The following is a 14054-nucleotide window of genomic DNA, read 5'->3' as shown; positions in this document are numbered from 1 at the left end:
CAGCCGGCTTTTTCGGTCCGGATGCGCGGCATATACACGAAATCGGCGGAAACGCCAGCGCTTCGCGGAACAGGACTGCCGGATGCCGGTTTGACTCGCTATCCTCATCCGAGAAAGCGAGGGGTCGTCCATGCCCGTTTGCATCCGAACCGCGACGCGCCCTGCGCGGGAGCGCCTGTGATGGCGCCGCGCCCGGCCTGGAAAGGCTATCTCAAGCTCTCGCTGGTCTCCTGCGCCGTCGAGCTCACCGGCGCGACCAGCCAGAGCGAGCGCGTCTCCTTCCGCATCATCAACCGCAAGACCGGCAACACGGTGCGGCGGCAATATGTCGACAGCGTCACCGGCAAGCCTGTTTCTGACGACGACGAGGTCAAGGGCTACGAGATCGGCGACGACGAATATCTGCTGGTCGAGGAGGACGAGATCGAGGCCGTCCAGATCGAATCCTCGCATACGCTGTCGATCGAGAGCTTCGTCGACCGGGCCGACATCCCGCAGATCTATTTTGACACGCCCTATTACGTCACGCCCGCGGACGAGGTCTCGGAGGAGGCCTTCGCCGTGATCCGGGAGGCGATGGCGAAGCAGCGGAAGGCCGGGATCGCCCGCATCGTGCTCTATCGCCGCGAGCGGCCGGTGATGATCGAACCCTTCGACAGCGGCCTGCTCTTGACGACGCTGCGCTACGACAAGACCGTCAGGAAGCCGGAAGAGGTCTTCGACGGGCTCGGCAAGCAGAAGAGCGACCCCGAACTGGTCGCGCTCGCGACCCATATCATCGAGAAGAAGGAAGCGGCCTTCGACCCGTCCGGCTTCGACGACCGGTATGAGGACGCGCTGCTCGAATTGATCCGCGCCAAGCAGAAGGGCCGCAAGCCGCCCGTGGTGCAGGCGGCCGAGCGCCCCGCCAACGTCGTCAACCTGTTCGATGCCTTGAAGAGGAGCCTCGCCGGCGAAGGTGGCGGCAAGGCTGCGGCGCCCTCCGGTTCCAAGGCGGCTAAGCCTGCCAAATCGGCAAAGCGCTCGACCGGCAAGACCCGCAAGAGTGCCTGAGCACGACCAGGGGAAGGACATGGAAAACCGGGTCGTGCCGCGGTCATCCCGGGCGATCCCCCGGTCCCGTCTTCGATCGGACCAAGGACGGGCTCCGGGAGAGTCGGGATCCGTCACTGAGCGTTTCCGGAGAAGGTTCAGGCCTGGATTCCGGATCCGGGCCGTGATCGGTCCGGGGTGAGGCGCGCTTTTTTTGAGGTGCAGGGCGACGCCGGTGAAGTTCCGGCCGGCTCAAGGGGAGGACCGATGTCCACGCTCGATCTCTACCGCTCCAAGCGCGATTTCAGCCGCACCCGCGAGCCGAAAGGCGTTGGCAAGTCCGGCAAGGCGTCCGGCCCGCAAGGCGGCGCCTTCGTCGTGCAGAAGCATGCGGCCCGGCGCCTGCATTACGATTTCCGGCTCGAACAGGGCGGCGTGCTCTGGTCCTGGGCGGTGACGCGGGGCCCCAGCCTCGACCCGGCCGAGAAGCGGTTGGCCGTCCATGTCGAGGACCATCCGCTCGAATATGCCGGCTTCGAAGGCACGATTCCCGCCGGGCAATATGGCGGCGGCTCGGTCATCGTCTGGGATGAGGGGCGCTGGATACCCGAGGGCGATCCGGCGGCAGGCCTGAAGAAGGGCCATCTCGCCTTCGCGCTGGAGGGCCACAAGCTGCACGGCCGCTGGCATCTCGTCCGGCTGAAACCCCGGCGCGGCGAGAAGCGCGACAACTGGCTGCTGATCAAATCGGAGGACGCATTCGCCCGCACCGACGAGGACATCCTCGAAACCGCGCCGAACTCGGTGAAGTCCGGCCTTTCGGTCGAGCAGATCGGGGCCGATGCCGACAAGGGGGCCGTCTGGGACACGACCCGGCCGGCAAAGCAGGCGGCCGCCGCGGCGAAACCGGCCCGCAAGGCGAGGCGGCGCGGCGATGACGAGGCGCTGCCGGCCTTCGTCGAGCCCTGCCTGGCGACCTTGCAGGAGAAGCCTCCCGCCGGCGAGAGCTGGCTGCACGAGGTCAAGTTCGACGGCTACCGGCTGGAGGCCCGCATCGACCATGGCGAGGCCAGGCTCCTGACCCGTTCGGGCCTCGACTGGACCGCCCGTTTCGGCAAGGGGCTGATCGCGGCGCTCGCCGGCCTGCCCTGCGGGAGCGCCCTGATCGACGGCGAGCTGGTCGCGCTCGGCGAGGACGGCATCTCCTCCTTCTCCGCCCTGCAGCAGGCGCTCTCGGACGGAAAAACCGCCGGCCTCGTCTATTTCGCCTTCGACCTGATGCATCTCGACGGCGAGGATCTGCGCGGCGAGCCGCTGCTCGCCCGCAAGGAAAGGCTGCAGCATCTGCTGGAGGGCGCGCCCGCCGACGGCCCGCTGCGCTACAGCGAGCATTTCGTCGAGCCGGGCCAGGTCATGCTGGCCCATGCCTGCCGCCTCGGGCTGGAGGGGGTGGTCTCGAAACGCGCCGACGCGCCCTATCGCAGCGGGCGCGGCCGCGACTGGATCAAGTCGAAATGCTCCCAGCGCCAGGAATTCGTCATCGCCGGCTACGTCCCCTCGCAGGCCTCTCCGCGCAAGCTCGGCTCCATCGTCGCCGGCTATTACGAGGATGGCGAGCTGAAGCCGGCCGGCCGGGTCGGCACCGGCTTCACCGCGGCTTCCGCCGCCGCCCTGAAGGCGAAGCTCGACGCGATCGCGGCCGATGCCTCGCCCTTCAAGGGCCGTGCCGGGCGCGAGCGGGGCGTCGTCTGGGTGAAACCCGAGCTGGTGGCGGAGGTCGCGTTCCGGGCCTGGACCGCCTCGAAGACCTTGCGCCACGCCTCCTTCCTGGGCCTGCGCGAGGACAAGCCGGCCGGCGAGGTCGCCGCCGAGGCGCCGGTCGCGCCCGATGCCGCGCCGGCTCCCGGCCGGGAGAGGATGGCGGCGCGCAAAGCGCCCGGGAAGGCCGAGGCGGTGGAGACGCGCGTGACGCTGAGCAGTCCCGACAAGCAGCTCTGGCCCGATGCCGGCTTCACCAAGCGCGATCTGCTCGCCTATTACGCCCGGGTCTGGCCGCTGATGCGGCGCTTCGTCACCGGGCGGCCGCTCAGCCTGGTCCGCGCGCCGGACGGCATCGAGGGCACCCGCTTCTTCCAGAAGCATGCCGGTGCCGGGATGCACCCGGCCGTGCGCCGCCGGAAGGACAGCGACGGCGAGGAGCTGATCTCGATCGAGGATTTCGACGGGCTCGCCGCCCTGGTGCAGCTCGGCACGGTCGAGATCCATGTCTGGGGCGCGACTTTGGATGCGATCGAGACGCCGGACCAGATCATCTTCGACCTCGATCCCGATGCCGGGGTGCCGATCGAGCGCGTGCGCGAGGCGGCGCTGACCGTGCGCCGCCATCTCGACGAGCTCGGCTTCGACAGCCTCCTCAAGGTTTCCGGCGGCAAGGGCTTCCATGTCGTGGTGCCGCTGAAGCCCAGGGCGGACTGGCCGCGCGTGCGCGGCTTCGCCCGCGATTTCGCCAAGGCGATGGAGCAGGCCGAGCCGAAGCTCTACACCGCGACCCTGTCGAAGAAGGCGCGGCGCGGCCGGATCTTCATCGACTATCTGCGCAATGGCCGCGGCGCCACCGCGATCGCCCCCTATTCGACCCGCGCCCGGCCCGGCGTGACCCTGGCGATGCCGGTGGAGTGGACGGACATCGACAGCCTGAAGCCCGACGCCTTCAAGGCGCGCGACATCCTCGACGGCGCCTTGCCGCCCGATCTCTGGAGCGATTTCTTCACCCGGGGCAAGCCTCTCACCGGAGGCTGAGCGGGGCCGGGCTGCGGCCGTCCGGCGGCGCGAGGCCCTGGTCGTAGCGCCGCTGCGCCGCCTCGACCTCGCCGATATGGGCCTCGGCCCAGAGCGTGAGCTGGTGCACCGTCTGCGACAATGTCCGGCCCAGCCCGGTCAGGGAATATTCGACCGTGACCGGCACGGTCGCAAACACCTCGCGCCGGACCAGCCCGTCGCGCTCCAGGCTCTTCAGCGTCTGCGACAGCATCTTCTGCGAGATGTTCTCGATCCGGCGCCGCAGCGCGTTGAAGCGCAGCGTGCCGTCCTCGAGCGCGACCAGGATCAGCACGGCCCAGCTATCGCCGATGCGGTCGAGCACGCGCCGCGTCGGGCACAGGGCCTGGAAAGGGTCGGGACGTTTCAGCATGGCGGTTTCCGGGAGGTGACCATGTCGCGCGAAAGTGCCTTCTTTACGGGGCGCCGCAGCGGCATCAGATAGGTTCCATTGGAGCGCAGGTATCGAACAGTTACCTGAGAAAGGAGCCCTTGTCATGAAAGTCGCATTGATCGGCGCCAGCGGATTCATCGGGTCGCGCCTGCTCGCCGAATTGTCGGCGCGCGGCCACGCCGTCACCGCGATCGTCCGCAATCCGGAGAAGGTGGCCTCCCTGCCCGGCGTCACCGCGGTCAAGGGCGATGTCTTCGACAGGGACGGTCTGGCGCGGCTGCTGGCCGGCCATGACGCGGCGATCAGCGCCGTCCACTTCACCGCCAGCGACCCGCAGATCCTGCTCGCCGCGGTGAAGCAGTCGGGCGTGAAGCGCTATCTCGTCGTCGGCGGCGCCGGCAGCCTCGAGGTCGCGCCGGGCGTGAAGCTGGTCGACACCCCCGATTTCCCCGCCGCCTATCGCGACGAGGCGCAGAAGGGCGGGGTCTTCCTCGACCTGCTGAAGCAGGAGCCGGCGCTGGACTGGACCTTCCTCTCGCCTTCGGCGCTGATCCAGCCGGGCGAGCGCACCGGGAAATTCAGGCTCGGCACCGATCAGCTCCTGGTCGACGCCAAGGGCGACAGCGCGATCTCGGCCGAGGATTACGCCGTGGCGCTGGTCGACGAGCTGGAAAAGCCGGCGCATCGCCGCCGCCGCTTCACGGTCGGCTACTGAGGTTTCCCGGTAGCCTCGGGGCCAAAGGAAAAGGCCGCGCCCTCTCGCGGGGGCGCGGCCTTTTTTGAGGATCGGGCCTGCGGCGTCAGGCCTTGCGGAACTGCTTCTCGCCGATGCTGAGCCTGCCGCGCTTCAGCTTGCCGAGGGCGACCCAGCCCGATTCGCCCTCGAAATAGAGCTTCGAGCGGTCGACGGCGTAGCGCCCGCGATGCTGGGCGCCGGCGGAGGGCTTGCATTTGTGGAACTGGCCGTCCGGCCTGAGGTCGATGAGGATGGCGCCGTCCTCGGTCTTCCAGGTGCCGATGGCGGCCTGCTCGAAGGGCGAGGGGGCGTTGGCTTCGTCGAGATCGATCTCGAGCGGGCGGATGGCCCGGCCGCGCGGCGCGATGCCGTTGGCGAACTGGCCGAGAGCCTGAAGAACCTGGCTGAACTGCATCGGTTCGGTCTCCCTGAAGGAATGAAAGCCCGCTCCGCGGCGACAGCGGAACGGGAATGCGAGAACGACAGCGCGCCGGCGGGACCGGCGATGTCGAAGTCGTCGCGATGATGTCGGTCGATGGTGGCGCCTGCTGGGCATGAATGCGGCGGCGCTGGTCCGAAATGGGGAGCGGCGGGCGCCGTTGCAAGGGGCGGGGCGGCGCCTGCTCGCGGGGAATGGGCGCAAGCCCTTGGCGAATCGCGAGAACGGCGCCTTTCGGCGCCGTTAGGGAGTGTGGCGGGGGGAGAGGTGCCGGGGCGCCTTTCGCCTCAGAACTCCTCCCATCCGGTGTCGATGGCGCGCCCGTTGGCGACCTTGCGCGGGGCGGGGGCGGCCCTGGATTGGACGAAGGCCGCCTCGGCGAGCTGGCGCAGCCGCTCGGGCTCGGAGCCGTCCGCGGCCTCGGCCGGCGCGGGCGCCGGAACCGCGGGGGCGGCGATGCGCGCCGTCCGGGCCGGGCGCGTCGCCGGGAGCGGCTGCGGAGGCTGCGCCGCCGGCGCCTCGCGGCCGGTGCGGAAGGCGGCGACGAGCGCGTTGAGCTGGCCGATGCGGCCCGACAGCGCATGCGCCGAGGCCGCGCTCTGCTCGGCCAGCGCCGCGTTCTGCTGGGTCATCTCGTCGAGATGCGCCACCGCCTGGCTCATCTCGTCGATGCCGTTGGCCTGCTCGCCCGAGGCCGCCGAGATGTCGGCGATGGTGGCGGCGACCTTCTGCGAGGCCTCCAGGATATGCGCGAGCTGGTCGCCGGCCTGGCGCACCAGCCGGACCCCGGCCCCGACCTCGGCATTGGAGGAGGAGATCAGCCCGGAGATGTCCTTGGCCGCCTCGCCCGAGCGCTGGGCGAGCGTGCGCACCTCGGAGGCGACGACGGCGAAGCCCTTCCCGGCCTCGCCGGCGCGCGCCGCCTCGACCGCGGCGTTGAGGGCGAGCAGGTTGGTCTGGAAGGCGATGTCGTCGATGACCCGGATGATGTCGGAGATCTTCTGCGAGGCGGCCTCGATGCGGGCCATGGCCTCGACGGCCTGGCCGGCGATGGCGCCCCCGCTCTGCGCCGCCTCCATCGCCTGGGTGGCGATCCGGGCGGCCTCCTTCGAGGCCTGCGCCGAGGCCTTGACGGACGCCGCCAGCTCCTCGGTGGTCGCCGCCGTCTCCTCCAGCGAGGAGGCCTGCTCCTCCGTTCGCTTCGACAGGTCGTCCGCCCCGGTGTTGATCTCACGCGCCGCCACCCCGACATCCGACGACGTCGCCTGGATCGTCGCCACCGTCGAAGAGAGACGGTCAACCGTCTCGTTGATCGCGTTCTTCAGATCGGCGAAGCGGCCGTGATAGGAGGTCTCGATCCGGCTGGTCAGGTCGCCGGCGGCGATCGCCTGCAGCGTGCCGGCGAACTCCGTCGTGGCGGAATCGACCACCGCGTTGATCTGGTTCAGCCCGGCGGCCAGCCGCTGCATCTGCTCGTCGGCGTCGTCGATCCGCAGGCGCGCCGAGAAATCGCCGGCCGCGGCCGCCGCCACCACCTCGCCGACATCCGAGACCACCGCCTCCATCGACTGCGCCCGCGCCAGCCGCGCGGCCGCGGCGGCGCGCTCCTGCTCCTGCAGCCGCGCCACCTGCTCGCTGCTCTGGCGCAGGACCGAGACGGCCCGGGCCATCGCGCCGATCTCGTCGGAGCGCCCGGAATGGGGCACCTCGACCCGGATGTCGCCGGCGGTGAGCTTTTCCATGACCGCGCTGAGATCGAGGATCGGCCGAGTGATCGAGCGCTGGGCGAAGACCAGCGCCACGCCGGCCGAAAAGGCCAGGGTCGCCAGCAGGACGAGCGGCAGGATCCACTGCACCTGCTGGGTGAAGGCGGAAGCCTCGTCGCTGACCTGGATGCCCTCCTTCTCGGTGGCCTGGCTGAAGCCGACCAGCAGGTCGTTCAGGGCCTTCCGGTTGGCGCGGTTCTGCTCGTTGTTGCCCTGCGCGTTGGCGGCTTCCGGCGAGACGCTCCGTCCCAGCCGGACCGTCTCGCTCCGGAAGGCGATGAAATCCTCGACCGCCTGGGCGATCCGCTCGACCGTCTGGCGCTGTTCCGCCGGCGCGATCTTGCGCAGATCGGCGACGAGCTGGCGCAGGGTCGGAAAGCGCTGCTCGACGCCCTTGGCGAAAGGCTCGGCGTCGCGGGGATTCTTCGCCATGTAGATGCCGCGCGAATCCATCACCACGCCGGTGACGGCGCCGTCGATGCGCTGGGTTAGCAGGGCCACCTTGGCCTGAATCTCGGAGCGCGTGTTCAGGTCGTCGGCCCTGATCAGCCCGTAGAGGCTGATCATCGCGCATAGGACGGCTCCGCCCGCGACGATGGCGAGCATGGCGAGAATCTTCAGGCGGATCGATTTCATCAGCGGCCCCCGAGGCGGCCTCCTGTTCCGGAGGCCGTGCAATGGCGACGACCATTTGCCAGCGATGATAAAAATCCGCTTAAGGAGGCGGCTCGGCGCCGCGCAATGGCCGGTCCGGCCGCCATTCGCCGACATGGCATCCCCCCGCATGGCGCGGCGGAGCCGGTCCGCCCGCCGCGGATTCCGCCCGCGCCGCGGCGCTTGCATCGCGGGCGGGTTGCGCGCATGGCCACGGCTCGCCCCTTGATCGCGCGGCTGCGCCTGAACATCTTGGGTCTTCCGCAATCCCGAGTCCGGTTCCCCTTCCTCATGTCCGAAACCAGCAACGCTCCCGTCATGCACGCCACCACCATCCTGATGGTGCGCAAGGGAGGCCGCGTCGTCATCGGCGGCGACGGCCAGGTCTCGCTCGGCCAGACGATCATGAAGGGCAACGCCCGCAAGGTGCGCCGGCTCGCCAAGGGCCAGGTGATCGCCGGCTTCGCCGGGGCCACCGCCGACGCCTTCACCCTGTTCGAGCGGCTCGAAAGCAAGCTGGAGCAATATCCGACGCAGCTCCTGCGCGCCTGCGTCGAGCTCGCCAAGGACTGGCGCACCGACCGCTATCTGCGCCGGCTGGAGGCGATGCTGCTCGTCGCCGACAAGGAGGTCTCGCTGCTGATCTCGGGCACCGGCGACGTGCTGGAGCCGGAGGCGGGCGAGCACGGCGCGGTGATGGCGATCGGCTCCGGCGGCAATTACGCGCTCTCGGCCGCGCGCGCCCTGATCGATATCGAGCCCGATGCCGAGACGATCGTGCGCAAGGCGATGAAGATCGCCGGCGACATCTGCGTCTATACCAACCACAGTCTCGTCATCGAGACGCTCGAGGCGGCGTGATCGTCCTCGCCGCCGCTCAATCTACCTGGATGCACCCTCTGCGATGACCAGCTTTTCCCCCCGCGAGATCGTCTCCGAGCTCGACCGTTTCATCGTCGGCCAGAAGGAGGCCAAGCGCGCCGTCGCCATCGCGCTGCGCAACCGCTGGCGCCGCCAGCAGCTCGAAGGGCCGCTGCGCGAGGAGGTCTCGCCCAAGAACATCCTGATGATCGGCCCGACCGGCTGCGGCAAGACCGAGATCGCGCGGCGCCTCGCCAAGCTGGCGAACGCGCCCTTCCTCAAGGTCGAGGCGACCAAGTTCACCGAGGTCGGCTATGTCGGCCGCGACGTCGAGTCGATCGTGCGCGACCTCCTCGAGATCGCGATCGCGCTGGTGCGCGAGAGCCGGCGCAAGGATGTCGCGGCCAAGGCGCAGCTCGCCGCCGAGGAGCGCGTGCTCGACGCCCTCGTCGGGGCGACGGCGAGCCAGGCGACGCGCGATTCCTTCCGCCGCAAGCTGCGCAACAACGAGCTCGACGACAAGGAGATCGAGGTCGAGGTGGCGGCCGGCGCCGGGGCGGCCGCGCCGATGTTCGAGGTGCCGGGCATGCCGGGCGCCTCGATCGGCGCGATCAACCTCTCCGACATGTTCGGCAAGGCCTTCGGCCAGAAGGGCAAGCCCAGGCGCATGCTGGTCAAGGACGCGCACGCGCCGCTTCTGGCCGAGGAGAGCGACAAGCTGATCGACCAGGAGGCGATCGTCCAGGCGGCGATCCGCGAGGTCGAGGAGAACGGCATCGTCTTCCTCGACGAGATCGACAAGATCTGCGCCCGCGAGGGCAAGGGCGGCGCCGATGTCTCGCGCGAAGGCGTGCAGCGCGACCTGCTGCCGCTGATCGAGGGCACCACCGTCGCGACCAAGCACGGCGCGGTGAAGAGCGACCACATCCTGTTCATCGCCTCGGGCGCCTTCCATGTCTCGCGCCCCTCCGACCTCTTGCCGGAATTGCAGGGCCGCCTGCCGATCCGCGTCGAGCTGAACCCGCTCGACATCGAGGACTTCAAGCGCATCCTGACCGAGACGGAGGCCAGCCTGATCAAGCAGTCCGTGGCGCTGATGGCGACCGAGAACGTCGCGATCGCGTTCGCGCCCGACGCGATCGACGCCATCGCCCGCATCGCGGTCGAGGTGAATTCCACGGTCGAGAACATTGGCGCCCGCCGGCTCCAGACCGTGATCGAGCGCATCCTCGACGAGATCTCCTTCACCGCGCCGGACCGCTCCGGCGAGACGGTGACGATCGACGGGCCTTACGTCGAGGCGCGCATCGGCGATCTGGCCAAGAACGCCGATCTGAGCCGGTTCATCCTCTGATGGCCGGGCCGGGGGCGCAGGTGTCGGAGCCGCCCTCCTGCCTCGCCCGCGATTCGGCCGTCGTCGGCGCCGCGACCGTCGCCTCGCGCCTGCTCGGCTTCGCGCGCGACGTGCTGATCGCGCGCCTGCTCGGCGGCGGGCCGGTTGCGGATGCCTATCTGGCGGCCTTGCGCCTGCCTAATCTCGTCCGCCGCGTGCTGGGCGAGGGCGGGCTCAACGCGCCCTTCGTGCCGCTCTATCTCGGCATCGCGCGCGAGCGCGGACTGGGCGAGGCGCGTCGCTTCGCCGCCGAGGCGACCGGCAATCTCGCCTTTCTGCTCCTGCTTCTGGTCGCGGTCGGCGAGCTGGTCGCGCCCTGGCTGGTGCTCGGCCTCGCCGGCGGCTTCGCCGGGGAGCCGGCGACATTGGCCTTCGCGGCCCATTACACGCGGCTGATGCTGCCCTTCCTGCTGCTCACCACCCTGGCCGCCCTCCTCGCGGCGCTGCTCAATGCGGAGCGGCGCTTCGCGGTCGCGGCGCTGGCGCCGGCGCTGATGAACGCGATCCTGCTCGGATTGCTGCTGGCGCTGCATCTCTCCGGCGCAGCGCCGGAAAGCGCGGCGCGATGGCTCGCCATCGGCGTCAGCCTGACCGGCCTCGCGCATCTCGCCCTGATCCTGCTGGCGCTGCGCGGGCTCGGCCTGGCGCGTCCGGCCCTGCGCTGGTCGCCCGACATGACGCGCCTCCTGCGCACCGGCGGCGCGACCCTGCTCGCCGCCTCGGCGGCCCAGCTCGTCCTGCTGGTCGCGACGCAGATCGCCTCGACCGAGCCCGGCGCCGTTTCGGCGCTGTATTATGCCGACCGCGTCTTCCAGCTCCCGCTCGGTTTCGTCGGCGTGGCGATGGGCACCGTGGTGCTTTCCGACATGGCGGGCGCCGCCGGTCGCGACGGGCCCGACGCGATGCTGGGCCATTCGCTGGCGCTGGGGCTCGCCCTGGCCCTGCCGGCCGGCGCGGCCCTCGTCGCGCTGGCCGATCCGATCGTCTCGGTGCTGTTCGAGCACGGCCGCTTCGAGGCCGGCGACCGCATCCGCACGGCCGCGGCGCTGGCCGCCTTCGGCTGCGGCCTGCCCTTCGCCATCGCGGCGAAGATCTTCGGCCAGGTTTATTTCGCCCGGCGCCTGCCGCGCCTGCCGCTATTGTCCGGCGGCCTCGCCGTTCTGGTCGCGGCTTTCGCCGGCTTCGGGCTGGCGGCCGGGGGCGACGCCGCGCGGATGGCCGCCTTCGCCGCGACGCTCGCCTTCGCCGTGCAGGCCGTGCTGCTCGGCGCGATGCTGGTCCGGGACGGCATCTGGCGCCCGAGCCCCGGAAATCTGCGGCCGATCGCCGCCAGCCTCGCGGCGAGCGCGGTCATGCTCGGCGCGCTGCCGCTTCTGCTGGGGGCGCTGGCCGGGCCGCTCGCCCCGGGCCAACCGCTTCTGCACCGGGCCGCGGCGCTGGGGCTGCTCTGCCTGGGCGGAGCGGTCGTCTATGGCGCGGTGGGCGCGCTGCTCGGCGCCTTTGGCGCTCTCCCCTTGCGCAAGCGCCGGGCTTGAGCCAGAAGCGCCCCTTCCTTCCTCCATCGTGACGACGGAGTCCCCCATGTCGGGTTTTCACCAGCGCGTATTTTCAGGCATGCAGCCCACCTCGACGCTGCATCTGGGCAACTATCTCGGCGCGCTGACCAATTGGGTGGCGATGCAGGAGACCCATGAATGCGTGTTCTGCGTGGTCGACATGCACGCGCTCACGCTATGGCAGGACCCCGCCGACCTGAAGCGCGCCATCCGCGAGGTCACTGCCGCCTATATCGCGGCCGGCATCGATCCGCAGAAGAGCATCATCTTCAACCAGAGCCAGGTCTCGGCCCATGCCGAGCTCGCCTGGATCTGCAACTGCGTCGCGCGGCTGGGCTGGATGAACCGCATGACCCAGTTCAAGGAGAAGGCCGGCAAGGACCGCGAGAACGCCTCGCTCGGTCTCTACGCCTATCCGAGCCTGATGGCGGCCGACATCCTGCTCTACAAGGCGACGCATGTGCCGGTCGGCGAGGACCAGAAGCAGCATCTCGAGCTGACCCGCGACATCGCGCAGAAGTTCAACAACGACTTCGCGCCGCAGATCGCCGAGCTCGGCCTCGGCACCGGCGAGCTCGGCTTCTTCCCGCTGCCCGAGCCGATGATCATGGGCCCGGCCCAGCGCGTGATGAGCTTGCGCGACGGCACCAAGAAGATGTCGAAATCGGACACCTCCGACTATTCGCGCATCAACCTGACCGACGACGCCGACGCCATCGCGCAGAAGATCCGCAAGGCCAAGACCGATCCCGAGGCGCTTCCCTCCGAGGAGAAGGGGCTGGAGGGCCGGCCGGAGGCCGAGAATCTGGTCGGCATCTATGCCGGCCTCTCCGGCGTGGCGAAGAGCGCGGTGCTGCAGCAGTTCGGCGGCGGCCAGTTCTCCGGCTTCAAGGCGGCGCTGGTCGATCTCGCGGTCGAGAAGCTCGCCCCCATCGCCGGCGAGATGCGCCGCCTGCTCGCCGAGCCCCGGCATATCGACGCCATCCTCGGCGCGGGCGCGGAACGCGCCGGCGCCATCGCGACGCCGATCATGAACGAGGTCAAGGACATCGTCGGCTTCGTCCGCGGCTGAGCCGGGACGCAAGCCGGAGGCCCGGTCGCGGGCGCGGGGCTTGCGCCGGGCGGCCGGCGCAGGTCACCATGCCCGCTCCTGAAGCGGCGGCAGGCTCTATCCATGGTCAAACGACGGCGGTCCTACGAGACGGGCCATCGCCCGAAATTCCTCGCTGTGGTCGACGACAGCGAGGAATGCGCCAAGGCGCTGCGCTTCGCCGCGCGCCGCTGCGCCCGCGTCGGCGCGGCCATCGTGCTGCTCGGCGTGGCGACGCCGCCGGAGCATGAAAACTGGCTCGGCGTCGGCGAGGTGATGCGGGCGGAAGCGGAGGAGCAGGCCGAGAAGCGCCTCGACGCCGCCGCGAGCATCGTCCGCGCCCTCGCCGGCCTGGAGCCCGAGAAGGTGGTGCGCACCGGCGACAAGGCCGATGAGCTGGTCAAGCTGATCGAGGAGGACGAGGACATCTCGCTGCTCGTCCTCGCCGCCGGCACCGGCCGCGAGGGCCCCGGCCCGCTGGTCAGCGCGCTCGCCGGCAAGGCCTCGGCGAACTTCCCGATTCCCGTGGCCATCGTCCCCGGCCATCTCGAGGACGAGGAGATCGACGCGCTGGCGTGACGCGCGACGGCGCTCGCTTCGCTGCGCCCGCAATCACGGCCCGGCTGGAATGATTCCATCCGCCGGCTTATATCGGAGCCAGGAACGGCGACCTTGAACCGCCGGAATCCGGAGGTATCCATGTTCATCCAGACCGAAGCGACGCCGAATCCGGCGACCCTGAAGTTCCTGCCCGGGCGCATCGTCATGGGCAGCGGCACGCTCGACATGCGCGAGCCGGCCGAGGCCGAGCGCTCGCCGCTGGCGCAGCGCCTGTTCGGCGTCTCGGGCGTCTCGGGCGTCTTCCTCGGCTCCGATTTCATCACCGTCACCAAATCCGACGGCGAATGGCCGCATCTCAAGCCCGCGATCCTCGGCGCGATCATGGAGCATTTCATGTCGGGCGCGCCGGTGCTGTCGGAAGGCTCGGCGGCGGACGAGACGGATGAGGGCGAGTTCTTCGCGCCGGAGGACAGCGAGACCGTCGAGACGATCAAGGACCTGCTGGAAACCCGCATCCGCCCGGCCGTGGCCGGCGATGGCGGCGACATCACCTTCCGCGGCTACCGCGACGGCACGGTCTACCTGGTGATGAAGGGCGCCTGCTCCGGCTGCCCCTCCTCGACGGCGACGCTGAAGCACGGCATCCAGAACCTGCTGCACCACTTCCTGCCGGAAGTGCGCGGGGTCGAGGCGGTTTGAGCGCAATATTGCTTTCACGCAGTCATCCCGGACAAGCGGCGAAGCCCCGCCGATCC

General features: G+C 69.9%; 12 protein-coding genes. 9 read left to right on the top strand and 3 right to left on the bottom strand.

Annotated features, from left to right (window positions below; all coding sequences use genetic code 11):
- Positions 1 to 180: 180 nt before the first annotated feature.
- Positions 181 to 1053, top strand: coding sequence for a non-homologous end joining protein Ku (gene ku / locus ACWH43_RS22715; RefSeq protein ID WP_158445718.1), 873 nt, complete (start codon positions 181 to 183; stop codon positions 1051 to 1053).
- Between the two features lie 246 nt (positions 1054 to 1299).
- Positions 1300 to 3831: a DNA ligase D gene (ligD, locus tag ACWH43_RS22710; RefSeq protein WP_158445717.1), complete on the top strand. Its 2532-nt coding sequence runs from the start codon at positions 1300 to 1302 to the stop codon at positions 3829 to 3831.
- On the opposite strand, the gene ACWH43_RS22705 is transcribed toward ligD, so the two are convergent.
- Positions 3818 to 4222, bottom strand: coding sequence for a winged helix-turn-helix transcriptional regulator (locus tag ACWH43_RS22705; RefSeq protein WP_375797048.1), 405 nt, complete (start codon positions 4220 to 4222; stop codon positions 3818 to 3820). The genes ligD and ACWH43_RS22705 overlap by 14 nt on opposite strands.
- Before the next feature lie 124 nt (positions 4223 to 4346).
- Here ACWH43_RS22705 and ACWH43_RS22700 point away from each other — a divergent pair, with 124 nt between their 5' ends.
- Positions 4347 to 4958, top strand: a complete 612-nt coding sequence (locus ACWH43_RS22700) for an NAD(P)-dependent oxidoreductase (protein ID WP_158445716.1) — start codon at positions 4347 to 4349, stop codon at positions 4956 to 4958.
- An 85-nt stretch (positions 4959 to 5043) separates the two neighbouring features.
- On the opposite strand, the gene ACWH43_RS22695 is transcribed toward ACWH43_RS22700, so the two are convergent.
- On the bottom strand, positions 5044 to 5394 hold the full coding sequence (locus tag ACWH43_RS22695; RefSeq protein WP_260349629.1) for an Atu4866 domain-containing protein: 351 nt from the start codon (positions 5392 to 5394) through the stop codon (positions 5044 to 5046).
- Between the two features lie 311 nt (positions 5395 to 5705).
- A complete protein-coding gene (locus ACWH43_RS22690) occupies positions 5706 to 7820 on the bottom strand; it encodes a methyl-accepting chemotaxis protein (protein WP_448153644.1) in 2115 nt (704 codons plus the stop codon).
- A 309-nt stretch (positions 7821 to 8129) separates the two neighbouring features.
- Between ACWH43_RS22690 and hslV the strand changes: the two genes are divergently transcribed.
- The 6 genes from hslV (at position 8130) to ACWH43_RS22660 (ending at position 13998) form a co-directional block, all read left to right on the top strand.
- Complete coding sequence (gene hslV / locus ACWH43_RS22685) at positions 8130 to 8699, top strand: ATP-dependent protease subunit HslV (protein WP_260349218.1); 570 nt, start codon at positions 8130 to 8132, stop codon at positions 8697 to 8699.
- Between the two features lie 43 nt (positions 8700 to 8742).
- Positions 8743 to 10053, top strand: a complete 1311-nt coding sequence (gene hslU, locus ACWH43_RS22680) for an ATP-dependent protease ATPase subunit HslU (RefSeq protein ID WP_158445247.1) — start codon at positions 8743 to 8745, stop codon at positions 10051 to 10053.
- Between the two features lie 20 nt (positions 10054 to 10073).
- Positions 10074 to 11627 carry a murein biosynthesis integral membrane protein MurJ gene (murJ, locus tag ACWH43_RS22675; protein ID WP_260349219.1) on the top strand — a complete coding sequence of 518 codons (1554 nt, stop codon included), beginning with the start codon at positions 10074 to 10076 and terminating at the stop codon, positions 11625 to 11627.
- Between the two features lie 46 nt (positions 11628 to 11673).
- Positions 11674 to 12720 carry a tryptophan--tRNA ligase gene (gene trpS, locus ACWH43_RS22670; protein ID WP_158445245.1) on the top strand — a complete coding sequence of 349 codons (1047 nt, stop codon included), beginning with the start codon at positions 11674 to 11676 and terminating at the stop codon, positions 12718 to 12720.
- Positions 12721 to 12822: 102 nt separating this feature from the next.
- A complete protein-coding gene (locus tag ACWH43_RS22665) occupies positions 12823 to 13317 on the top strand; it encodes a universal stress protein (protein ID WP_158445244.1) in 495 nt (164 codons plus the stop codon).
- Positions 13318 to 13437: 120 nt separating this feature from the next.
- On the top strand, positions 13438 to 13998 hold the full coding sequence (locus ACWH43_RS22660; RefSeq protein ID WP_158445243.1) for a NifU family protein: 561 nt from the start codon (positions 13438 to 13440) through the stop codon (positions 13996 to 13998).
- Positions 13999 to 14054 lie beyond the last annotated feature (56 nt).

The organism is Allobosea minatitlanensis, assembly GCF_964020775.1.
This window is presented reverse-complemented; position numbering and strand designations above follow the sequence as displayed.

Excerpts from the sequence above, each read along its gene's own strand:
- hslU (WP_158445247.1), top strand. The coding sequence starts at position 8,743 with ATGACCAGCTTTTCCCCCCGCGAGATCGTCTCCGAGCTCGACCGTTTC.
- ACWH43_RS22700 (WP_158445716.1), top strand. The coding sequence starts at position 4,347 with ATGAAAGTCGCATTGATCGGCGCCAGCGGATTCATCGGGTCGCGCCTG.
- ligD (WP_158445717.1), top strand. The coding sequence starts at position 1,300 with ATGTCCACGCTCGATCTCTACCGCTCCAAGCGCGATTTCAGCCGCACC.
- ACWH43_RS22690 (WP_448153644.1), bottom strand. The coding sequence starts at position 7,820 with ATGAAATCGATCCGCCTGAAGATTCTCGCCATGCTCGCCATCGTCGCG.
- ACWH43_RS22660 (WP_158445243.1), top strand. The coding sequence starts at position 13,438 with ATGTTCATCCAGACCGAAGCGACGCCGAATCCGGCGACCCTGAAGTTC.
- hslV (WP_260349218.1), top strand. The coding sequence starts at position 8,130 with ATGTCCGAAACCAGCAACGCTCCCGTCATGCACGCCACCACCATCCTG.
- ku (WP_158445718.1), top strand. The coding sequence starts at position 181 with ATGGCGCCGCGCCCGGCCTGGAAAGGCTATCTCAAGCTCTCGCTGGTC.
- ACWH43_RS22695 (WP_260349629.1), bottom strand. The coding sequence starts at position 5,394 with ATGCAGTTCAGCCAGGTTCTTCAGGCTCTCGGCCAGTTCGCCAACGGC.
- ACWH43_RS22705 (WP_375797048.1), bottom strand. The coding sequence starts at position 4,222 with ATGCTGAAACGTCCCGACCCTTTCCAGGCCCTGTGCCCGACGCGGCGC.
- ACWH43_RS22665 (WP_158445244.1), top strand. The coding sequence starts at position 12,823 with ATGGTCAAACGACGGCGGTCCTACGAGACGGGCCATCGCCCGAAATTC.
- trpS (WP_158445245.1), top strand. The coding sequence starts at position 11,674 with ATGTCGGGTTTTCACCAGCGCGTATTTTCAGGCATGCAGCCCACCTCG.